The following is a 19,930-nucleotide window of genomic DNA, read 5'->3' on the forward strand; positions in this document are numbered from 1 at the left end:
GCGCGGGGTCGAATAGCCATCGAGGCTGGCTACCAGCGGCCCAGAACGTCACTGGCAAGAACGACGGCGGCAGGTCCCGCCGTCGACGACCGCAAAACATGGTGACCCAACAGGGCCGTTGTGGCACCCGCGTCGCTGAGGCGTGTTACTTCACGCGGTGAGATTCCGCCCTCCGGTCCAACGATCAAAAGGACCTCCCGCGGTGACCCCGTAGCGTCGTGTGGCAGTGCGTCCGACTGTTCAAGGACCGTCCGCAACGGGTTCTTGGCGTCTTCATGCAGGATGATAGCCAGGTCAGCAGCCGCGACAGCCCTCGCCAAACCGGAGGTGTCCACGATGGAACGGACCTCGGGAATCCAGGCCCGCCGTGCCTGCTTGGCTGCCGCAGTGACCACCGACTGCCACTTCGCGTGGGCTTTGGCGGCCCTTTCGCCCTTCCAACGCACGATTGCGCGCTCAGACTGCCATGGAATGACAGCGTCAATGCCTAGCTCCGTGGCCGTTTCGATGGCAAGTTCATCGCGGTCGCCTTTAGCCAGCGCCTGAACCAGCACCAACCGGATGTCGGGCTGCTCCTCATGGACCACCTCGGATGCCTTGACGGTCAAGCTGCCGGATTCGGCGTCGATTACGGTGCCAATCAGCCGCACGCCCGATCCATCCGCTATATCCACGGGTTCGCCCGCGGCCAGGCGTTTGACCGTTACAGCATGCCGGGCCTCAGGACCCTCGAGCACGAAAGTGGAACCGGGGGTCACCTGGCCGAGGCTGCCCGGCGCTGTGAAGAAAACGGGGTTGCTCACCGCTACAGGTTACCGAGCTTGTCCCGCAGCTTCGCGAACATGCCGCCGCTTGCCACAAGCTTTCCTTCGGTGAACTGCTCACCGCGCAGCTTGGCGAGTTGCTGCAAGAGTTCTTCCTGGGCGGGGTCGAGCTTGCTTGGCGTCTCCACGTGCAGGTGCACCTTGAGGTCGCCTCGTCCGTAACCACGGAGGTGCGTGACGCCCAGGCCGCGGAGGGTAATGACTTCTCCCGACTGAGTGCCGGCCTTGACGTCGATATCCTGCGCGCCATCAAAGGTGTCCAGTTGCAGCTCCGTGCCAAGTGCCGCCGCCGTCATGGGAACGCTCAGGGTGGCATGAAGGTCGTCGCCCTCACGCATGAACATGGAATCGTTGTTGACCCGGATTTCTACATAGAGGTCACCGGCGGGACCACCCGCGGGACCTGCTTCGCCCTGCCCGGACAACTGGATGCGCGTACCGGTTGCGACACCCGCCGGGACCTTGATGGTGAGGGAACGGCGGCTGCGGATCCGGCCCTGCCCATTGCACTCGTTGCAGGGGTCCTTGATGACTGTTCCGAAGCCTTCGCAGGAACCACAAGGCGCGGTGGTCATTACCTGTCCGAGAATGGATCGTACAGCCCGCTGCACCTGGCCGCTGCCACCGCAAATGTCGCAACGTTCCGGGTGGGTGCCCGGGCGGCAGCAACTGCCATCACAGGTGGGGCAAACCACGGCGGTGTCCACTTCAAGCTTCTTGTTAACGCCGAACACGGCGTCCTTCAGGTCGATTCGGACGCTGATGAGCGCATCCTGGCCGCGGCGGACCCGGGAGGCCGGTCCACCGTGGCCGCCACCGCCACCAAAGAAGGTGTCGAAGATGTCCTGGAACGCGAAACCCTGGCCGGAGTAGCCGCCACCGAAACCGTTGTCGGTGCCGTTCTCATTGCCAGTGGCATCGTAGACCCGGCGCTTCTGGGGGTCGGACAACACTTCGTAAGCGTGGGTCACGGCCTTGAACTGTTCCGCGACATCTTCACCGGGGTTTACGTCGGGGTGCAGTTTCCGCGCCAACTTGCGGTACGCCTTTTTGATCTCTTCCCCGGTGGCTTCCGGCGAGACTCCCAAAACGTCATAGTGGCTGCTCAAAGTCGGTATCTCTTCCTTGTTGTACTGCGGATTTTTCCTCGGACCGGTTTTCAGCCGCCGAGAATGCGGGAAAGGTAACGGGCCACAGCGCGTACAGCTGCCATGGTGGTGGGGTAGTCCATGCGTGTCGGACCGAGAATCCCCACCTTGGCCCCGGAGCCATAGCCGGTAGCCACGACAGACGCCTCAGCCAGACCATCGTAGGGATTTTCGCGTCCAATGCTGACGGTGACGCCGCGGGGATCATCCCCCATGTCGGACAACAACCGAAGCATGACAACTTGTTCCTCGAGTGCCTCCAGCACAGGACCGATGCTCAGCGGGAAGTCGACATTGGAGCGGGCAAGATTGGCCGTTCCTGCCATCAGGATGCGCTCCTCGCGGCTGGTGTCACTGAGTGATTGCAGCCCCTGAGCCAACGTCTGCGCCAAGCTGCGGAGCTCCGGCGGACACAGGGCGACTACCGATGGAAGCACTTGCGGCAAAAGGGCCATCTGGGTGGCGGCAATGCTGCCCAGGAAACGGGACCTCAGGAGCATCAGCGCCTCGTTGCTCACGTCGGAGCCGGCGTCGATGACCTTCTGCCCAACGCTGCCCGTATCCGCAATGAGGACCACAAGCACCTGCTTTGGGGCCAACAAGACGAATTCCACGTGGCGGACCAAAGCACGATTGGAATGCGGATACTGCACGACGGCAACTTGGTTGGTCAGCTGCGACAGGAGCCTTACAGTGCGTTCCAGGATGTCATCAACATCATCCGGTCCCTCAAGCAGAGAGTGGATCGCCCTGCGTTCGGCCGCGGAAAGCGGTTTGACCTGGGAAATGCGGTCAACGAATAAGCGGTAGCCCTTGTCCGTTGGGATGCGGCCCGCGCTGGTGTGGGGTGCTGCAATCAGGCCTTCCTCTTCCAGAACAGCCATGTCGTTCCTGATGGTGGCACTGGAAACGCCGAGATGGTGTCGCTCCACGAGGGCCTTCGATCCAACAGGTTCCCTGGAATGCACGTAATCCTCAACGATGGCACGCAGCACCTCAAGCTTGCGCGGCTCACTCATTGCTCCACCTCCTGACGACTGCCATGGCCCCTACGACCGGTCTACGCGGGATCCTCATCCGACCACCACACTTAGCACTCAACATGCCCAAGTGCTAACAAGTCTAGTATGAGCCACCCCGTTGCTAGCATTGAAACCTCCCGTGGCCGGCTTCCGCCCGCGCCATAAACCAGCACAAAAGGTAGGAATCCCTTGGCTTTCGACAATTGGGGCCCGCAGGATCTGTCCGCTCCCGGCAAAAAGCAGTTGCCGGAAGTGGCCGTACAGCGGGGAATGGTCCTCGAAGACGTGCAGTCGGGATGGGTGGGCGAAGTCACCCGTGTTGAGAAATCAGGCGGAATGCACGTTGTCTCCCTTGAAGACAGGCGTGGAAAGACCAAATCTTTTCAGTTGGGATTCGGTTTCCTTCTGGAAGGGCAAGCCATCCGGCTGATGCCTCCTGCCGCGCGCCCTGCCGCCTCTGCCGCTCCTTCCACCCGAACAGCGTCCGGATCCGTGAGGGTACAAGGCCAACGTGCCCAGGTGGCCAAAGCCAGCCGCATCTGGGTGGAAGGAAAGCACGACGCCGAGCTCGTCGAGAAGGTCTGGGGTGACGATCTCCGCGTGGAGGGCATCGTCGTGGAGCCATTGCATGGCGTTGACGACCTGAAGTCGGCCATCGCTGCCTTCAACCCGGGGCCGGGTCGCCGCCTTGGCATCCTGGTGGACCACCTTGTCACCGGGTCCAAAGAATCGCGCATCGCAGCCGAGGCAATGACGGTGCCCGGAGCAGCAGGAAACGTTTTGATTGTCGGCCACCCCTATGTGGACGTCTGGCAGGCCATCCGGCCAAAGGTCCTGGGCATCGAGGCGTGGCCCGCCGTACCCCGGGGGATCGATTGGAAGACAGGAATCCTCACGGCCTTCGGCTGGCCCCACGAGACCGCGGAGGACATAGGCTTGGGCTGGCAGCGGCTACTCGGGGCAGTTCGATCTTATGCCGACCTTGAAGCATCACTGCTGGGCCGTGTTGAAGAAGTCATCGATTTCCTGACAGTTCCTTGAGGCCAGGCCCATGACGGAACAGCAACTACCGTGTCAACGGGGCGTTGGTCCCGCGAAGTACGTTGGGGCCGGTATTCTGGGACAGCAATACCGCAGCATCTTTAAAGCAAAGGGAAGACACCGTGGCAGATAACGCTCCTGAAGAACCGGGTAGCGCCGCAGGCCGGCCCCAGTACCATGGCGCGCCTGCCAACGCACTCCCGTTAACGGCCAGCGAAGACAGGCAGTGGGCTACATTGGCCCACTTTGGCGGCATCCTGGGATGCCTGCCATCCCTTCTGATCTACTTGATTTTTCGGGACCGCGGACCGTTCACCGCCCAGGAATCCAAGGAAGCACTGAACTTCACGCTGCCTCCTACTATCGCCGCAGTGCTGGCCAACATCCTGGTGCTGCTACCCGTCGTGGGCAACATCTTCGCCGTCATCGCCACAGCCATCTGGGTGGCCCTGACATGCTTCTCCGTCTCCGCGGGAATCCGCGTAAACCACGGGCAACCCCACCGGTACAAGGTCAACCTGCGCTGGATTAAGTAGCCCTCGCCTGCCCTTTCCGGCGGGCACTGCAGTTAGTCGGGAAGAATCCTGCGGACTACGGCGTCAGCCAGCAGCCGCCCCTTCAGCGTTAGGACAAGCCGACCTTTGAATGCCTGAACGGGGTCCACCAGTTCGTCAGCAATCAACCCGGCCATTGCGTGCCGTCCAATCGCGTCCAAGGCATCCACCGACAACCCTGTTCCGAGACGCGCTTCGAGCATGATGCGCTCAACTTCGCGGGTTTCGGCGTCGAGGGTTTCCCTGCCGGCCGCCGGCGAGCTTCCTGCAGCCAACCGTCCTGCATAGGCAGTGGGGTGCTTGACGTTCCACCATCGGACGCCTCCAACGTGGGAGTGGGCTCCGGGTCCGATGCCCCACCAGTCATCCCCGCGCCAGTAGGCAAGATTGTGCCGGCAAGCCTGGTCCGGTGTCCGGGACCAATTGCTGACCTCGTACCAGTTCAAGCCTGCTTGGGAGATCATTTTGTCTGCCAGCTCGTACTTGGCCGCGTGGTCGTCGTCATCGATGCCGGGTACTTCGCCGCGTCGGATCTGGGCAGCAAGTTTGGTGCCGTCTTCGACGATCAGTGCATAAGCACTGATGTGATCCGGCTGGTACGAGAGCGCAGTTTCAAGTGAAAGCTGCCAGTCCGCCATGGATTCCCCCGGCGTGCCGTAGATGAGGTCCAGGCTCACTGCAAGGCCGGCCTCGCGTGCCCATTGCACCACCAGTGGCACGCGGCTTGGAGTATGGGTGCGGTCCAGTACTTTCAGAACGTGCGGGACCGCGGATTGCATGCCGAACGAGACACGGGTGAATCCGGCATCAGCCAGCACCTTCAGGGATTCGGGGGTCACCGAATCGGGGTTAGCCTCAGTTGTCACCTCAGCGCCGGGTTCCAAGCCCCAGTGGCCGACGGCGGCGCGCAGGATCCGCGCCAGGTCTTCCGCCGGAAGGAGCGTGGGAGTACCACCACCAAAGAAAACAGTGCTGAGGGGACGCCGAGGCAAACCGGAAGCGTCCAATGCCAACGCCGCGAAATCGAGCTCAGATACCGCCGTAGAAGCGTAAGCGTCCTGCGAGGCCCCACCGCCAAGCTCGGTAGCCGTATAGGTATTGAAGTCACAGTAGCCGCAGCGAACGGCGCAAAACGGGATATGGACGTAGAGCCCGAACTTACGGTGCTCGACGCCGGCCAACACCTGCGGAGGCAACATGCCATCCGCAGGTGCAGGGTCGCCCAAAGGTAGGACGCTGGGCATTTACTTCTTGGCCTTGTCCTTGGACTCGTCAGTGGTCAGCGCTGCGATGAATGCCTCCTGAGGCACCTCCACGCGTCCCACCATCTTCATGCGCTTCTTACCTTCCTTCTGCTTTTCCAGAAGTTTGCGCTTACGGGTGATGTCACCGCCGTAGCACTTGGCAAGAACGTCCTTGCGGATGGCCCGGATGCTCTCGCGGGCAATGATGCGTGATCCGATGGCGGCCTGAATGGGCACCTCGAATTGCTGCCTGGGAATAAGCTCGCGGAGCTTCCCCGTCATCATCACACCGTAGGCGTAGGCCTTGTCACGGTGGGTGATGGCGCTGAACGCGTCCACTTGTTCACCTTGGAGCAGGATGTCCACCTTGACGAGGTCGGCCACCTGTTCGCCGTCGGCTTTCCAGTCCAGCGAGGCGTAGCCGCGTGTCTTGGACTTCAGGAGGTCGAAGAAGTCGAAGACGATTTCGGCCAGCGGAATCCAGTAGCGGAGCTCCACCCGATCCTCGGACAAGTAGTCCATGCCGCGCATCTGGCCGCGGCGGCTTTGGCAGAGTTCCATGATGGAACCAACAAATTCGTTGGGTGCCAGGATGGTGGCGGACACCATGGGTTCGCGGACCTCGGAGATCTTGCCCGTGGGGTACTCGCTGGGGTTGGTGACGTGGATGACCTTCTTGTCCTCCAAGGTCACCTCGTACTCAACGTTGGGAGCCGTGGAGATAAGGTCCAGGTTGTATTCGCGCTCGAGGCGCTCACGCGTGATCTCGAGGTGAAGCAACCCAAGGAACCCAACACGGAAACCAAAGCCCAGTGCTGCAGACGTCTCGGGCTCGTAAACCAGCGCGGCGTCATTGAGCATCAGCTTTTCGAGGGCGTCGCGGAGTACCGGGTAGTCCGTTCCGTCCAGAGGGTATAGACCGGAGAAGACCATAGGCTTGGCGTCTGCGTAGCCGCTGAGCGACTCCGATGCCGGCTTGGCCAGGTTGGTGACCGTATCGCCGACCTTGGACTGGCGGACGTCCTTCACACCGGTGATCAGGTATCCCACCTCACCGACGCCCAAGCCCTTTGACGGGGTGGGCTCCGGGGAGCTGACACCAATCTCCAAGAGCTCGTGCGTGGCCCGGGTGGACATCATCTGGATGCGTTCGCGGGGGTGCAACATGCCGTCAACCACGCGGACATAGGTGACCACGCCGCGATAGGTGTCATAGACGGAGTCGAAGATCATGGCGCGGGCGGGAGCATTGGGATCGCCAACGGGGGCGGGGAGGTCGCGGACAATTTTGTCCAGCAGCGCTTCTACGCCTACACCGGTTTTACCGGAAACCTTGAGCACATCATCCGGGTCGCCACCAATCAGGTTGGCAAGCTCAGCCGCGTACTTCTCGGGCTGCGCGGCCGGGAGGTCGATCTTGTTCAAAACAGGAATGATGGTGAGGTTGTTTTCCATCGCCAAGTACAGGTTGGCAAGGGTTTGGGCCTCGATGCCTTGGGCAGCATCCACCAGCAGCACTGCACCTTCACAGGCAGCCAGGGACCGGGACACCTCATAGGTGAAGTCGACGTGGCCAGGAGTATCGATCATGTTCAGGGCGTAGCTGTTGCCATCAAGTTCCCACGGCATACGAACAGCCTGGGATTTGATGGTGATGCCGCGCTCACGTTCGATATCCATACGGTCCAGATACTGGGCCTTCATGTCGCGTTGCTTAACGACGCCGGTGTACTGCAGCATGCGGTCGGCCAAGGTGGATTTACCGTGGTCGATATGGGCAATGATGCAGAAGTTCCGGATGATGGCCGGATCTGTTGCGGCGGGCACCGGTGCGGTGCGGGCCATGGGAGACACGCAGGATCCTTACTGTCGACACTCGCGCGGTAATTCCCGCCACTGGGCATAGGCCAGCCGGAACACGCCGCGCATCTGATCCTCTAGTCTCCCATGAACCGGCGCTTCGCCGTACATTGCATGCCGGGCATTTACAGGAGCCAGCTGTAGCGTTGTCACATGGCTTTCGACTTACGCCCTTTGGGCAAACTGATCCTGCGGTCCCTCAAGTCGCTGGGAGGCAACAGCACCAAGACGGCCACCCCGGCAGGTGTCCGAACGACGCAGACCCGGCGATCCGACGTCGTGCATCAACCTGGCCGCTACCCCGGCGACTTTCGCGGTTCAGTTAAGGTCAGCTACTCCCCCAAGCCCGATGGTCAGCCAGACCCTGGTGAGATTGTGTGGAGCTGGGTTCCCTATGAAGAGGACCATACGCAAGGCAAGGACCGACCCGTACTTCTGGTTGGTCGGGACCGCGAGTGGCTGTTGGGGCTCATGCTGACGTCCAAGGACCACGACAAGGGCGCGCGGGCGGGCGAGTACGTCGACATCGGAACCGGCGCCTGGGATCGGCAAGGCAGGCCCAGCGAAATCAACGTAGGGCGGGTTATCCGGCTGAATCCCGATGCGATCCGACGGGAAGGCGCCATTCTGGGAAAGTCGCAATTCCACGAAGTGGTCCGGGCTCTCCAAGCCCGAAACTAGCCGGACTTAGCGCCCGGTTCTGCGTGACCCATGAGTTTCTGCTATCCTTTATAGCTGTGTGTCCGTGCAGGTCGACGGCCATGCATGGTTGGCTGCCATAGGCATCCCCACGCCGCTCAGTCGATGGCCAACCTGAAAACCCTCTAGACCATTTCCGCATTAAAAAGAGAGTTCATACGTGGCTAATATCAAGTCCCAGAAGAAGCGCATCCTCACCAACGAGAAGGCTCGCCTGCGTAACAACGCAGTCAAGTCTGAGCTGAAGACGGCCATCCGCGCCGTCAACACCGCCGTTGAGTCTGCCGACAAGGATGCTGCTGGAACTGCACTTGTTGCTGCCAGCCGCAAGCTGGACAAGGCTGTCAGCAAGGGCGTTATTCACAAGAACAACGCTGCAAACCGCAAGTCGGCGATCTCCAAGAAGGTCAACGCACTCTAAGGTTTTCCAGTTCGACTGAGCTGATCAAAAGGCCGGCGCCCATTGGGTGCCGGCCTTTGGGTTTAACCGGAAGCCGCGGTGAACGGGTTAGCTTCAGCGGCGGCTGGACGAGGTGGCGATAACCGTGACCGCGTGCTCCACCGCGTAGATAGGGTCACGCGATTCGCCCTTCACCTGCGCATCCGCCTCGGCGATGACTTGAATGGAGCGGATCAGGCCTTCCGGGGTCCAGCGTCGGACGTCACGCTGGGCCTGCTCCACAAGCCAGGGCTGCATTCCCAAGTTCTTGGCGATGGTGGCCGGCGAACCGTTGGCTCCCGCAACCTTTGCGAGTGTCCTCAATTTTGCCGCCAGTGCCGCAACCAAAGGAACCGGATCCACGCCCGTGGCCAGGGCGTGCCTCAGGGTGGACAGCGCCACCGGTCCGTTACCGGCCATGGCAGCATCGGCCACTTTGAAAGCCGTAGCTTCCACCCTGCCCCCGTAGTAACGCTCCACGGTTTCAGCTGTGACAGCTGTGGTGGCGTCGGCAATCAACTGGCTGCATGCCGCCGCGAGTTCTGAGAGATTGGCACCCACCGCATTCACCAACGCTTGGACGGCTTCGCCTTCAATGCGACGTCCCGCAGCCCTGAACTCAGAGACGACAAACGCCGTCTTGTCCGATTCCTTCTTCAGTGGCTGGCAATCAATGACGGGCCAGCCAGCAGACTTCACGGCGTCAAGCAGCTTCTTGCCACGCACTCCCCCGGCATGACGCAGGACAAGGACAACGTCCTGATCCGGATGCTGGAGATAGGACAACCCGTCCGCCAGGAAGGCATCATTCATAGCTTCGAGGCCCTCGACCTCAATAAGCTTGCCCTCGCCGAAGAGCGACGGGGTGACCGTCATCGCCAAAGACCCGGCCTCGTAGGCGCCAGCGTTCAGTCGACTGAGCTCAACGTCCGGAGTACTGGACCGCACCTGGGATCGGATCCCAACCATCGCGCGGATTCCGAGGTACTCTTCCGGTCCCATGATCAGGACTACGGCGGCGGGTGCGGCGTCACGCCAGCTGACAGTGTTCGCCGCGACGCTCTTGGCCCGGGTGTTTTGGGCAGCAGCCACTGGTAGTTCCTTCCGGACGGTTCTTTGCAGGGTTCAAGTCTGCCATGTTTGGTGACCGTGCGGCTGCTTGGAGCTATGAGCCGACGACGGCGTACACGCCGCTCAGCTTGTCGGCCAGGCCTTGGAGGTCCATAGTTGACGACTGGCCACCCGCGATTCTGCTGAGATCGACAACCATCCAGTTGGCGCCGCGAACCAGGGGGATTTTGCCCTGACTTGAGTCAGCCCACGTTTGGTAGCTTTCATCAAGGGCGCCCGGATTCGGGTACAGGTCTATCTGCACATTGGCTGAACAGACTCTCTGCGCGGAAGCGAGTCGGCCGCCATCGCCCATAGGAACAACCGGGTTGCCAGCGGCTTCAGAATCGCATTCCAGGATCTCATCGACGGCAGCGTACGCCTCATCGATGGAGCTGAAAGTCGGCAGGTCCTTGCTTGCTGATTGCTGCCCCGCGCATCCCGTGAGCGGGACCACGAGAATCGTGATCGCAATTGCAATGTCGGTCAGATGCCTACGCTTCATCATTTCCCCCACGGCTAATGACGCTAATGTCCCTTACCTCCCCGGACTCCGGGAAGCCCAAATATTGCCACCGTAGAACCCTCTCCGTTGCCGCGGCGCATGAGTTGGATCACAAGAGCATAACTTCTCCACAACCGGCGGCACAGGATGAACCTGCTCCGTACTTACTTCTGACTCGTAAATCAACATCCACAGGAGCGAAAGATGGCAATCCCCTTGCTCAGCGTCCATTTGGCCAGCCTTCAAACGGTGGATGACATAGGCGACATCGGCTCCACCGAAATGCACATTGGCCTGATGTGCTTGATTGTCCTGGCGACTGCCCTGGCGGCTTTCCTCATCGTCTGTGTTTTCCTGCTGACAGTACCGCTGGCAACACTGGTGTTCCATAAGAAAATCACGGCGCTAACCATTGGGCCGGAATCCAGCTCACCCGGCAGCCCGCCAACCACCGTCGACTTGACTTCTAAATCTATATAGCTAGATTAGGCGCATGGAGAACTTGGGACGAATCACGCCGGCCACTGCACTCGTCCTCGAAGCGCTTTTGTCGGCTGAGAGCGTGTGGGGGCTGCAGATCGTCAAAGATACGGGCAAAAAGCCCGGTACGGTTTATCCCATCCTGGAGCGCCTCGAAGCCGCTGGCTGGGTGCAAGGGGAATGGGAAACTTCGTTAGAACGCAAAGGACCACGACGGCGTTACTACCGTCTCCTTGCCGACGCCCGTCCGCTGGCGCAGGAGTTTGTGAGAGCGCAAAAATCAAGAACTTCTCGTGCTGAGCGCCCATCGCCCGCTTTCAGCGATAGTGCATGGAGCGCTCTATGAAGCCGCAAGAGGCACTGCTTGCTGTATGCCTCGCTTTGACCCCCGCACGGCTTCGGCCGATCCGGGAAGAACAGTGGCGAGCTGACCTCGTGGACGGTCCGGGCATGGGCATATCCACCACCACTCTGCTGATGGGCGCTGCATGATCCGCAGCGTCTAGGTTTTACGACCTCCCACATCGCGGTGGAATCATCCTGTCGCAAATTACCAAGGGGGAAAACATGAAACTCTTACTAGGTGCATTCGGCACGGCAGTGGTTCTGGCTGGTGCAGTCGCAGTAAGCGTTCAAGCCAACGCAACAACGCCGCACGATGACGCCTTTTCATACAAGGGACCGGTGGCAGACCGACCCATTGGCGGCTATGAAGGATGGTGGAACTCATCGCACTTGGACGGAACCCCGGCAGGCCCGGAGGAGACCGTGGCCGTAAACACGAACACCGGAAAGACCAACTGGGCCAAGAACGCAGCCGGACAAGTGCTGACGGCCGCAGATGCCACCTACAACGTCGTTCCGGATCCGACCTGGCCAGCCAGCTCGATCGTCATCATCGACACATCAACAGGCAAGGTCATTGAGGACTTCCCCAATAGCTGAAGCTCGAAATGACCGAATCAACAACCATCAGTCCCGAAGGGGGCTAGCCTGGAGCGCCCGCTCCACCAGTGAACTCTTTGTTCCCCACGACAGAAATGGCGAATGGGTCCTAAACATTGGACCTCTCGAACCATCCGAGTACTTCGGCAGCACGACGAAGGAAAAAGTCCAGGAATACTATGCCACCCAAGGTCACCCGACTTCTTCAGAACCTAGACGGCAAATGCGCCGCGGGGCGCACAGTTCCTCTTAAGCGGAAACTCCCTGTCATTCGGGAATCTAAGCCAAGAAGAGGCCGCGGCCATTCCCAAAGAACCAAAGGCGCTGCTTGAGTGGATCAAAACCGAGATCCACGGTACAGACGACAACGCCAGGAGCTTTTTCGCAGAGCAATTAGCCACGGGAGTCGTCCAGCCGAATGGAGGGCAGACCTCTACCGGACGGCAGCCCTAGTCCCTGGAGCTACCACCACCGAACAGCAGGCAACACTGGACGGGCGCACCGGCACGGCTATCGGCAGAACAGAGGACGGAGTGAGGACTGACGTCATCCTGGACCCAGAAAGCGGGCTCTTCATCGGCATGCGCACCGTCAACGAAACAGGAAACGCCACGGTCCCTGCCGGCACCATGACGGCCCGGACAGCGGTCAAAACTTCGATCACGAATGACGCCACTTGACGGCCGCTACTTTGGCGCGCTTGGTTCGGCGACGTGTCTCATCACATAAACCGGAACACTCGATGCTCGCCGCCGTCCCTAAGAGGACCTGCTACGGGGCGTTCTGGTGGAAGCCTTATGTCGGCAAGGTTGGTCCGGAATCGTGCTTCTCAAACTGATCTTGCCCGCGCCGAGCAGGCAGTGACGTAGGAAATGGCCAACGATACACCAGTCTGGCCGGCTCAACTTAGCCGCTACCTTCCGCCTCCGGGGATTCAAGCGCACCGCTTATATCGACCGATGTGACACTGCATGATCCAGGTTCTTGGGTCGGCGTCGAGGGCAAGTCCTATACAACGGGGGTTGCTGGCAAAATCTGCTCTATGTTCCTATAGCCAATCGGGCTTTGACGGGGGCGGGACCAGCATCTGGGCGAGTCTTCCAGGTCTGACCTCGGCGACCTCATCCTGAGTGTCCGGCGTCGCCTCAGAAATGAACTCCGCAGGGACCCAAGGGTAGGCGTCCGGCCAACGCTCAATAATCTCAAGACGATGAAGGGGCTTGTCGCCGAAGCTATGGAACAGCCCGTCCGTGTACTCGGTGATGGTGCCTTTGAGATGTGAGCGAAGCAGCTCGGCGTACATGGGTGTGAACCACGCCCACCAGACAGGCCGGTCAGTGAGGCCTTTCCAGCACCCGCCACCGGACTGAGTGTAGAACCACTCGGACTTCCCGGACCACAGCGTCCGTCCGTTCCAGAGGTATCCGGGGTTCACCTCGGCTGAGGCATAGAAGCTGGGTAGTTCCCGGGCCACGGCAAGGAAAAACCGCTGGAAGGTATCCCGCCACTGCGGGTCGTTGAGGACATCCCGGTGGATGCTGATAGAGACGCTCTGTACATCGCCCTGGCGGTTCCAATGGTCGTGCTTCATGTTGCCGCCGAAGATGCCGTAGAAGTTGGAGTTGAAGACCGGGAATGTGCCGACGCCGAAAATACTGGACCCATACTCAGTCGCAAACGCGTCGGTGAAGGCTTGGTCCCCGTCCCTTGCTAAGTTTCCTTGGGCTGGTTCGTACGCACCGAACCGCTTCGGCAAAGCCTCTGGCAAATACTTCCGGGCAAGATCCAAGTACCGCTGGGGGAAGTCGTCCCTCACCTCATCCATGAGGTGATACCAAGTCACTTCGACGACGTTGATATTGGTGTTGCGTTCTGGCTTGGATGCCCCGCGGGTGCTGGTCTTGGGCCAGATCTCATCGGTCTGGAGGTCTTGCGCTGCCCCGTTGCCTTCCTTGGCCAGGCGTTTGGCAAACCTGACGGCGTGCGGGATGGACGCTGCGTCACTGCCTTCAACCACGATGCTGTACATGACGCCGGCGCCCAGCACAGCAGCCGTCACCTCATGAGGAACATCCTCAGGCTCCACCAAGTACGGACCTTCGAGCGTGAAACAGTACGCGGCCTGCTTACCCCGGAGGATGTGCCAGTTGTGCGAGCCATCACCGCTTCCTCTGGTACTTTCCTCCAGTTGCAAGCCCGGCGAAGCATCCACGAGAGAAGACAGAACCTCGGCATCCAGAGCTTCGGGAAGGTACACAGCGAGGTCATAGGACATGTTGCACAGGCTAGATGCAAAGACTCCCCCGACAAAACGTGCCACGGCCCCGTAACGCTGTGCGCACCCGGCTCCATCGCAGATATGCTGCCCTCGTGACGACGTACCCGGGGGAACAATGTGACGATTCCCCCGATTACTCCTGACCGCCTTATCACCCGGTGATTGTTGCCCTTCAGTCTCAACGAGCTACGCAAGCCAGCTCACCAGCCCGCATCAAACGAGAAAATGAATATGGAACTTCTTGACGCACACACAGTCGTGATCTCTGCCGTCCTCCTGGTGCACATGACAGGGGTGATGATCGTGGCCGCCTCAATTGCTGGCCTGGTGATCTCCCTCTTTATCGTCGTGCTGGCTGTCCACTTCACCCGCATAACCTGGGAACTGACGCAAAACAGGCGTAGCAACGAACTATTCAGGGGCAGTATCACTAAAGTTCTTGGTTCTCTGAAGGCAGGATCTCTGGCGGCACGTCCACTGATAGCCGCTGCCCGACAGAGAATCAGGCAGCTCTCGTCTTACAAGCCGCAATAGAAGCAAGGTTGCTTCAGTAGGCTGCCAAAGACGCCGAAGCCCGAGGTCACGTTTATTGCCCGGTTATGATCAGTCGTTCTCAGCAGCACGATAATGTACAAGCGTTTTCTTCGCTGCGGCAAGGATGGCGGGCCGCCGGGGACGGCTGGGCGTGAGCCAGTAGTGCCACTCCCCTGGACGCCAGTGATTATGACAGTGGCTATCCTGCCAAGAGGCGCGATTAAGAGAACAAATCGGCAGCACCAGCGTTGGATCGTGCTGAATACCGGGCAAAGGCGGCGAGTGTCAGCCACCACCACCCATATCCATAATTACCCCATGGCCACCAGGGTCACCGCCGCTGTCGTATTTTCCGCAGCGAGTGCAGCGCCTGTAGCGGCTGCCGTCATCCGTGCTCTCTACGTGCCAATGATGGCCAAGATTTAGTTTGCACATCAGCTTCCTAAGCATGGCGCTCTCCGTCCCGAAGCCCGCTGAACACGCAGGCCCGTGCCCGAAGCGTTGCCACTCTCAAGCTAATCAGCCGTGACCTCTGAATACTAGGGATATCCCTATTCACCTGACGAGAAGTAAACGCCGATGCCTTCATTAGCACTATCGCGAGCATCCCTAACTCAGGCACCCGACGACTAGGGATCCCAAAGGCTGCACCCTATCGGCGCCTTGACGTCACTTGAAGGCGTGAGGAGCATGGAGTGTAACGACGCAGGTTGCCCGTCTGCTCCCGGCGCCTCCACTACAACAAGAGAAGTGCTGACATGTCGGAGCGCAAGAAATTCTCTTCATGGAAACTCCGGCAAGTCATTCAAAGGATCCTGGTTTCAGCGGCAATCGTAGGGGCGGCGCTTAGCGCCTGCACTGCGGCCCCTCCTTCGCCCGCGCAGACCACCCCGGCCTCCACGAAATACAAGTCCGATTTGGAGGACTTCAGCCGAACAATGCTGAAACTCGGCGCCTCTGCCGTCTTGATCGAGACACGAATCAAAGGCGAAGTCTGGTCACACGGCGCCGGAGTCCGCATCTTCGGCAGCCCGGACATAGCTACAGCCACGGACCCTACACACATCGCCAGCATAACCAAGTCCATGCTGGCCGCCTCTGTTCTAAAACTCGTGGAAGAAGACCTAGTAAAGCTTGAAGATCCAGTTGCAAAACACATACCCGAATTCAACACTCTGGTGAATCCGCCCGAGACCGTCACCGTGGCACATCTATTGCGACACGAAAGCGGAATACCCAGCTACGACGAGGTGCTGTTCAGCTCCAGACCAATCCGGCAAGCATTGACACAACAAATGACTTTGGGCGAGAGCTTGGCTCTCACAACTGCCCTACCTTGGGTGATGAAACCCGGCAGCGGAGCAGAATACTCGAACTCAAACTATTTGGTGCTAGGTCTTCTAGTGGAACGCCTTCGCGGATTACCTGTGGCAAAGGTACTGGAAAACGAAGTGTTTGAGCCGCTGGGAATGAAGAACACGCAAATGACCGGCGCCGGCCCGCCCCCACCCTCAATGCTCCACGGCCACGTCGTCGTTGATGGCGAACGGATTGACTCTGCATACTTGGGAGCGATAGTCGCCAATCCAGCCGGCGGCGTGGTCTCAACTCTCGGAGACCTCAACATCTTCTACGCAGCTCTCATGGAGGGACGCCTCATCAAACCAGCAACGGTCAAACAGATGCAGGAAGCCCCTTTTGGTCTATTCGGGATGGGGCTGCTGCGGTGGGTTGACGTCTGCGGTGGTTTTTACTACGGACACGGCGGCGAGTGGGCAGGATACCGCACCGTGGTGCTCACAAGCGCGGACGCCAAACGTCAGATAGCGATGACCATGACATATCCGCCGGAGTCCTGGGATCCTGTTGATTACGATCCGGCCAATCCTCTGAGTGTGGAAGTACTGCACAGAGCCGCGCGAACAGCACTGGACCTCAACTGCTAGCTGGGCGATTCGGACCATAAGAAAGAGCTGGGCGCCGCCGAGCGCAGACACCGAAGAACCCCCAAAGCAGCCAACATGAAAGCAGGCACCCGAAAGTGCCGATGCTGTCGTCCACGGGCAAGGCTCATTAGGAGTAAAGAGACCTACAAAGCCAGACTCGAACGCCGTACTGCCGAGCACCTCGCCACAGAAACTGCTCGCGATGTCCGCGACAAGCCAGGACTGGAACACTAGAAAGTATCCGGCGCAGTGGTGGACGTCGCCGCACCGCGGCTGCGCACTACAGGCCTCGGTTCGGTTGCCCCGCGGCGTCTCGGCCGCCACTTGGATCTTGCCGGTCCTGGCTTCCAACACGATGATGTTGCCGTACTCGGCGTTCTGCGTTTTCACCCTTTTCTCGACGGCATTCTGCTAATGGAACTGCAGATCGCTGTCGATGGTGAGCTTGATTATGTCACCGACGGCCGCCGGAGAGACTCGGTTTGTAGCCGTAGGGATGATGATTCCGTCAGCGCTAATCTCGAACGTCCCTGGCCATTGGCACCCTCGAGCTGGTCGTTGAGGGTCTGCTCGATGCCCGCCGCTCCGCCGTCTTCGCACAACCTATTCAGATCACCGACAAGTGCAGTTGAGGTGGCTCAGCGTGTCGGACTGCCCTATGGATCAGAGGCTCATTGGATCCAACACATCAACTCACAAGCTCAGTCCACGCATGCTAGAAGTCGTTGGAGAAGTGGGCTGTTTCCATGCCCCCGCCACTGAACGTATAGTCCATGGTCCGCGTCCGAGAGGAGTCTGATTTGTACACGCCCATGGAGAAGACCAACCTGTCCGGATCAATGTTGTCGCTGGTGCAGCGGAACTGATCATTCACTTCGTTGTCGGTTCTGCATGTCCACCCGGCCGGCTCAATCAGCTTTCCGGGGATCATCTGAGCTCCGGCAGAGATACTGAAGACAGCTTCAGCTGTGGCAGGTGCTGTTCCTTTTCGAAGGCTGAAGGTGATGATGATGATCACTTCCGAGGCGGTGGTGCCCGGGTCTACGCGAAATGTCGCAGCAACCTCTGTCCCTGGCGAAGGTACACCTGTGACGGTTGGTGTAGCTCCGGGTGTCGGCAACACGGACGGAGCTGTAGTCGGGATCGGGTCGACAGGAACCGGAAACCCCGGGAACAGCGGCGGCGTTGACACCACGGGCGAGCTGCGGTGCGCCTGAGAAGCTTGCCGCGGCGACAGGATCGGACCAGGACTAACCTGCCCAGGACTCGACGGCCTGACCAAGGCTGGAACCGTTGAATGCAACCGTTTCTGCCGCCCGACAGTCCCCTCCGCGGCCGGGACCATCGGCGATGGCTCCGCAGTCGCCGTCGGTTGGCTAGGCACAATGGTGGGCCCGGATGCCAGTGATGCCACCGCGACAGGAACATCGGCGGTCGGTGCACCGGTCCCGCCCACTGCGACGGCAGCTCCAACAGCAACAACTGATGCCGCCAGCACGCCGGCACCCACCTTCAGCAACAGGGGCATGCTTCCGTGGGCGCTGTGAGTCGTAACCGCGCTGGTAGCGGTCACTCCCACACCTACGGACAGATCCGGTATGGCCCCTGTGAACGCTATGCCGGCAACTAAGGGAAAGATCACACCCCGCATCGCAGACTGCATGTCGTTGAGGTCCAGCAAAAGTGCCGTGCACTTCGCGCAGGTGTCCAGGTGAGCCCGAACTTTGCCCATCGACCGCGAACCCAGCCCGTTGCGTGCGTAGGCGCCCAGTTGGTTTGAATATTCCTCGCAGACCTCGCCCACCGCGGAACCAACGTGGTTCTGCAGATAGGCCTGGCGAAGTCGTTCGCGGGCCCTCAGGACCAGGGAGGATATGGCATTAGGCGTCACACCAAGCAGTGGAGACGCCGCAGCAGGTTTCATCCCCTCAATATCGACATACCAAAGAACCTCCTGCCAACGTGTCGGTAACGTCGCGAAGGCACCGGCGATAGCTGAAGATTCGAATTCCGAGATCACCTGATCGATATCCACATGCGTGCTATCCAGCACGAAGTTGTCACCTGTGACACTCGCGCGGGTCGCCGCCTGGTTGTGCTTATGGGCTATGCGACGAACTGCCGTCAGCAAATATGCCCGGAAGAATGTATCCGGCCCCTTACCAGCAGCGAGCGAATGGAGAATATACGCAAAGGCGTCTGCAACAACGTCGTCAACATCGGCCGCGTTGTCGGCCTGCGCTGAGGCTACGTGGCGGGCTGCCGAACGATGTCGATCGTACAATTTCTCGAAAGAGGGTAATTGTCCGGAGCGTACTTGCTCGACAAGTTCTGCATCACTTTCACCTTGGGCAAGATGGCCGGCGGGAAGGAAACCGGGCTTAATCGGCGAGCACTGTGCCATAGCCGGCTTCCAAAGTCCGCATACGGTCTTCGGCCGCCGGCCCAAGTTTGACGTGAACCGCTGCGATGAGGGCTTCCACCAAAACGGTCGCCGGAACGATGCTGTCGAACGAACCCGCAGACTCAACCCGTGCCGGCAGAACAACGTCCGCGGTAAATGAAACCGGCGAGAGCCAGGGATCCGTGATGAGGATTATCTTGGCCCCACTAGCCCGGGCTGCCTTAGCCAGGTCAACGGTGTCTTTCTGGTAGCGACGAAAATCAAAGAAAACGCAGACATCGCGCTTGCTGAGGTCAGCTATGAATGTGGAGTCATTGTTCGGATGCTGGGCGTGCACCAAGGTGTTGGCCCGCATAAGACGAAGGTGTAAGTCCAAGTAGGTGGCCAAGACGTTAGAGAACCGGCCGCCGATCGAAGTGATTTGAAGTGAGGTATTGCATAGAAGTGCAACGGCACGGTCGAACTCATGCTCCGGCAGCGAAGCGACCGTGCTCTCGATGCCCTCGACAGCCGTTTCCGCCACTGACCGCGCCAGTTCCGGAGCAGCTGAATCAGCGCGAATTTTTCCTTGAAGGGTCAGCGGGGATGCCCTCCGCGCCTGTACTTCTTCGCGGAGGGCATCCTGGAAGTCCCGGTACTTGTTGAAGCCCAGTCTGCTGACGAACCTGAGCACGGTGGGGGCACTGACATTGCCCTTTTTCGCAAATTCTACCGTGGACTCCAACCCTGCAGTCGGGTAGTTGGCGAGGAATACTCGCGAGAGCTTGTGCTCTGCCGGGGAGAGCGAACCCTGAATTTGACGGATTCGGTCCGCCAGGGTCAACCGGGCAGATTGGTTCTCAGACTGTTCAAATTGTCCGGACTGCGACATGGCATTCCTTTCTTGCATAAGCGGCA

Annotated in this window: 22 protein-coding genes; 11 read left to right on the top strand and 11 right to left on the bottom strand. The window is 59.8% G+C overall.

Annotated elements, in window-relative coordinates:
* Positions 1-29 precede the first annotated feature (29 nt).
* The 3 genes from ACIQTW_RS01360 to hrcA are packed head-to-tail and all read right to left on the bottom strand — an operon-like array spanning position 30 to position 2,991.
* The gene (locus ACIQTW_RS01360; protein ID WP_402932871.1) at positions 30-803 is read right to left on the bottom strand and encodes a 16S rRNA (uracil(1498)-N(3))-methyltransferase; all 774 of its coding nucleotides are present in this window, start codon (positions 801-803) and stop codon (positions 30-32) included.
* 2 nt (positions 804-805) lie between these two features.
* Positions 806-1,933, bottom strand: coding sequence for a molecular chaperone DnaJ (gene dnaJ, locus ACIQTW_RS01365; protein ID WP_017197584.1), 1,128 nt, complete (start codon positions 1,931-1,933; stop codon positions 806-808).
* A gap of 50 nt (positions 1,934-1,983) precedes the next feature.
* Positions 1,984-2,991 carry a heat-inducible transcriptional repressor HrcA gene (gene hrcA, locus ACIQTW_RS01370; RefSeq protein WP_091467740.1) on the bottom strand — a complete coding sequence of 336 codons (1,008 nt, stop codon included), beginning with the start codon at positions 2,989-2,991 and terminating at the stop codon, positions 1,984-1,986.
* A 192-nt stretch (positions 2,992-3,183) separates the two neighbouring features.
* On the opposite strand from hrcA, the gene ACIQTW_RS01375 reads away from it, so the two are divergent.
* Together ACIQTW_RS01375 and ACIQTW_RS01380 are read left to right on the top strand one after the other, a co-directional pair.
* Complete coding sequence (locus ACIQTW_RS01375; RefSeq protein ID WP_402932874.1) at positions 3,184-4,035, top strand: DUF3097 domain-containing protein; 852 nt, start codon at positions 3,184-3,186, stop codon at positions 4,033-4,035.
* A 122-nt stretch (positions 4,036-4,157) separates the two neighbouring features.
* Positions 4,158-4,571 (top strand): DUF4870 domain-containing protein, encoded by a 414-nt coding sequence (locus ACIQTW_RS01380; protein WP_026005318.1) that lies wholly within the window; start codon positions 4,158-4,160, stop codon positions 4,569-4,571.
* Positions 4,572-4,603: 32 nt separating this feature from the next.
* On the opposite strand, the gene hemW is transcribed toward ACIQTW_RS01380, so the two are convergent.
* Both hemW and lepA read right to left on the bottom strand, forming a co-directional pair.
* The gene (gene hemW, locus ACIQTW_RS01385) at positions 4,604-5,833 is read right to left on the bottom strand and encodes a radical SAM family heme chaperone HemW (RefSeq protein WP_402932877.1); all 1,230 of its coding nucleotides are present in this window, start codon (positions 5,831-5,833) and stop codon (positions 4,604-4,606) included.
* Positions 5,834-7,687: a translation elongation factor 4 gene (gene lepA, locus ACIQTW_RS01390; protein WP_026005317.1), complete on the bottom strand. Its 1,854-nt coding sequence runs from the start codon at positions 7,685-7,687 to the stop codon at positions 5,834-5,836.
* Between the two features lie 159 nt (positions 7,688-7,846).
* Here lepA and ACIQTW_RS01395 point away from each other — a divergent pair, with 159 nt between their 5' ends.
* Positions 7,847-8,374, top strand: a complete 528-nt coding sequence (locus tag ACIQTW_RS01395; RefSeq protein ID WP_402932880.1) for a type II toxin-antitoxin system PemK/MazF family toxin — start codon at positions 7,847-7,849, stop codon at positions 8,372-8,374.
* A gap of 178 nt (positions 8,375-8,552) precedes the next feature.
* Entirely contained in the window at positions 8,553-8,813 is a 261-nt protein-coding gene (gene rpsT / locus ACIQTW_RS01400) for a 30S ribosomal protein S20 (protein WP_011774926.1), read from the top strand.
* Positions 8,814-8,906: 93 nt separating this feature from the next.
* On the opposite strand, the gene holA is transcribed toward rpsT, so the two are convergent.
* Both holA and ACIQTW_RS01410 read right to left on the bottom strand, forming a co-directional pair.
* A complete protein-coding gene (gene holA, locus ACIQTW_RS01405) occupies positions 8,907-9,923 on the bottom strand; it encodes a DNA polymerase III subunit delta (protein WP_402932886.1) in 1,017 nt (338 codons plus the stop codon).
* Between the two features lie 73 nt (positions 9,924-9,996).
* On the bottom strand, positions 9,997-10,446 hold the full coding sequence (locus ACIQTW_RS01410) for a hypothetical protein (RefSeq protein ID WP_402932888.1): 450 nt from the start codon (positions 10,444-10,446) through the stop codon (positions 9,997-9,999).
* 204 nt (positions 10,447-10,650) lie between these two features.
* On the opposite strand from ACIQTW_RS01410, the gene ACIQTW_RS01415 reads away from it, so the two are divergent.
* The 5 genes from ACIQTW_RS01415 to ACIQTW_RS01435 all read left to right on the top strand — a co-directional run bounded on the left by ACIQTW_RS01415 (position 10,651) and on the right by ACIQTW_RS01435 (position 12,551).
* A complete protein-coding gene (locus ACIQTW_RS01415) occupies positions 10,651-10,926 on the top strand; it encodes a hypothetical protein (protein WP_402932890.1) in 276 nt (91 codons plus the stop codon).
* Between the two features lie 13 nt (positions 10,927-10,939).
* Positions 10,940-11,272 (top strand): PadR family transcriptional regulator, encoded by a 333-nt coding sequence (locus ACIQTW_RS01420; protein WP_402932892.1) that lies wholly within the window; start codon positions 10,940-10,942, stop codon positions 11,270-11,272.
* Complete coding sequence (locus ACIQTW_RS01425) at positions 11,269-11,418, top strand: hypothetical protein (RefSeq protein ID WP_402932893.1); 150 nt, start codon at positions 11,269-11,271, stop codon at positions 11,416-11,418. Before ACIQTW_RS01420 ends, ACIQTW_RS01425 begins: the two co-directional genes overlap by 4 nt.
* 75 nt (positions 11,419-11,493) lie before the next feature.
* Positions 11,494-11,871, top strand: coding sequence for a hypothetical protein (locus ACIQTW_RS01430; RefSeq protein WP_402932895.1), 378 nt, complete (start codon positions 11,494-11,496; stop codon positions 11,869-11,871).
* Positions 11,872-12,404: 533 nt separating this feature from the next.
* Positions 12,405-12,551, top strand: a complete 147-nt coding sequence (locus tag ACIQTW_RS01435; RefSeq protein ID WP_402932897.1) for a hypothetical protein — start codon at positions 12,405-12,407, stop codon at positions 12,549-12,551.
* A 368-nt stretch (positions 12,552-12,919) separates the two neighbouring features.
* Here ACIQTW_RS01435 and ACIQTW_RS01440 read toward each other — a convergent pair whose 3' ends face one another.
* The gene (locus ACIQTW_RS01440; protein WP_402932899.1) at positions 12,920-14,146 is read right to left on the bottom strand and encodes a hypothetical protein; all 1,227 of its coding nucleotides are present in this window, start codon (positions 14,144-14,146) and stop codon (positions 12,920-12,922) included.
* Between the two features lie 234 nt (positions 14,147-14,380).
* On the opposite strand from ACIQTW_RS01440, the gene ACIQTW_RS01445 reads away from it, so the two are divergent.
* Positions 14,381-14,683: a hypothetical protein gene (locus tag ACIQTW_RS01445; protein WP_402932900.1), complete on the top strand. Its 303-nt coding sequence runs from the start codon at positions 14,381-14,383 to the stop codon at positions 14,681-14,683.
* A 285-nt stretch (positions 14,684-14,968) separates the two neighbouring features.
* Here the strand turns inward: ACIQTW_RS01445 and ACIQTW_RS01450 are convergent, their stop codons facing one another.
* Complete coding sequence (locus tag ACIQTW_RS01450; protein WP_402932902.1) at positions 14,969-15,133, bottom strand: DUF1660 family phage protein; 165 nt, start codon at positions 15,131-15,133, stop codon at positions 14,969-14,971.
* 488 nt (positions 15,134-15,621) lie between these two features.
* Here ACIQTW_RS01450 and ACIQTW_RS01455 point away from each other — a divergent pair, with 488 nt between their 5' ends.
* A complete protein-coding gene (locus ACIQTW_RS01455) occupies positions 15,622-16,629 on the top strand; it encodes a serine hydrolase domain-containing protein (protein WP_402932904.1) in 1,008 nt (335 codons plus the stop codon).
* A gap of 715 nt (positions 16,630-17,344) precedes the next feature.
* Here the strand turns inward: ACIQTW_RS01455 and ACIQTW_RS01460 are convergent.
* Together ACIQTW_RS01460 and ACIQTW_RS01465 are read right to left on the bottom strand one after the other, a co-directional pair.
* The gene (locus ACIQTW_RS01460; RefSeq protein ID WP_402932906.1) at positions 17,345-18,913 is read right to left on the bottom strand and encodes a zf-HC2 domain-containing protein; all 1,569 of its coding nucleotides are present in this window, start codon (positions 18,911-18,913) and stop codon (positions 17,345-17,347) included.
* A gap of 97 nt (positions 18,914-19,010) precedes the next feature.
* Positions 19,011-19,904 carry a MurR/RpiR family transcriptional regulator gene (locus ACIQTW_RS01465; RefSeq protein WP_402932908.1) on the bottom strand — a complete coding sequence of 298 codons (894 nt, stop codon included), beginning with the start codon at positions 19,902-19,904 and terminating at the stop codon, positions 19,011-19,013.
* Between the last annotated feature and the right edge of the window lie 26 nt (positions 19,905-19,930).

It is taken from the genome of Paenarthrobacter sp. NPDC090517 (assembly GCF_044769165.1).
Taxonomy (GTDB): Bacteria; Actinomycetota; Actinomycetes; order Actinomycetales; family Micrococcaceae; genus Arthrobacter.

Excerpts from the sequence above, each read along its gene's own strand:
- ACIQTW_RS01450 (WP_402932902.1), bottom strand. The coding sequence starts at position 15,133 with ATGCTTAGGAAGCTGATGTGCAAACTAAATCTTGGCCATCATTGGCAC.
- ACIQTW_RS01465 (WP_402932908.1), bottom strand. The coding sequence starts at position 19,904 with ATGTCGCAGTCCGGACAATTTGAACAGTCTGAGAACCAATCTGCCCGG.
- ACIQTW_RS01420 (WP_402932892.1), top strand. The coding sequence starts at position 10,940 with ATGGAGAACTTGGGACGAATCACGCCGGCCACTGCACTCGTCCTCGAA.
- ACIQTW_RS01455 (WP_402932904.1), top strand. The coding sequence starts at position 15,622 with ATGCTGAAACTCGGCGCCTCTGCCGTCTTGATCGAGACACGAATCAAA.
- ACIQTW_RS01415 (WP_402932890.1), top strand. The coding sequence starts at position 10,651 with ATGGCAATCCCCTTGCTCAGCGTCCATTTGGCCAGCCTTCAAACGGTG.
- ACIQTW_RS01430 (WP_402932895.1), top strand. The coding sequence starts at position 11,494 with ATGAAACTCTTACTAGGTGCATTCGGCACGGCAGTGGTTCTGGCTGGT.
- ACIQTW_RS01425 (WP_402932893.1), top strand. The coding sequence starts at position 11,269 with ATGAAGCCGCAAGAGGCACTGCTTGCTGTATGCCTCGCTTTGACCCCC.
- ACIQTW_RS01395 (WP_402932880.1), top strand. The coding sequence starts at position 7,847 with ATGGCTTTCGACTTACGCCCTTTGGGCAAACTGATCCTGCGGTCCCTC.
- ACIQTW_RS01440 (WP_402932899.1), bottom strand. The coding sequence starts at position 14,146 with ATGTCCTATGACCTCGCTGTGTACCTTCCCGAAGCTCTGGATGCCGAG.
- ACIQTW_RS01410 (WP_402932888.1), bottom strand. The coding sequence starts at position 10,446 with ATGAAGCGTAGGCATCTGACCGACATTGCAATTGCGATCACGATTCTC.
- hrcA (WP_091467740.1), bottom strand. The coding sequence starts at position 2,991 with ATGAGTGAGCCGCGCAAGCTTGAGGTGCTGCGTGCCATCGTTGAGGAT.
- hemW (WP_402932877.1), bottom strand. The coding sequence starts at position 5,833 with ATGCCCAGCGTCCTACCTTTGGGCGACCCTGCACCTGCGGATGGCATG.
- ACIQTW_RS01445 (WP_402932900.1), top strand. The coding sequence starts at position 14,381 with ATGGAACTTCTTGACGCACACACAGTCGTGATCTCTGCCGTCCTCCTG.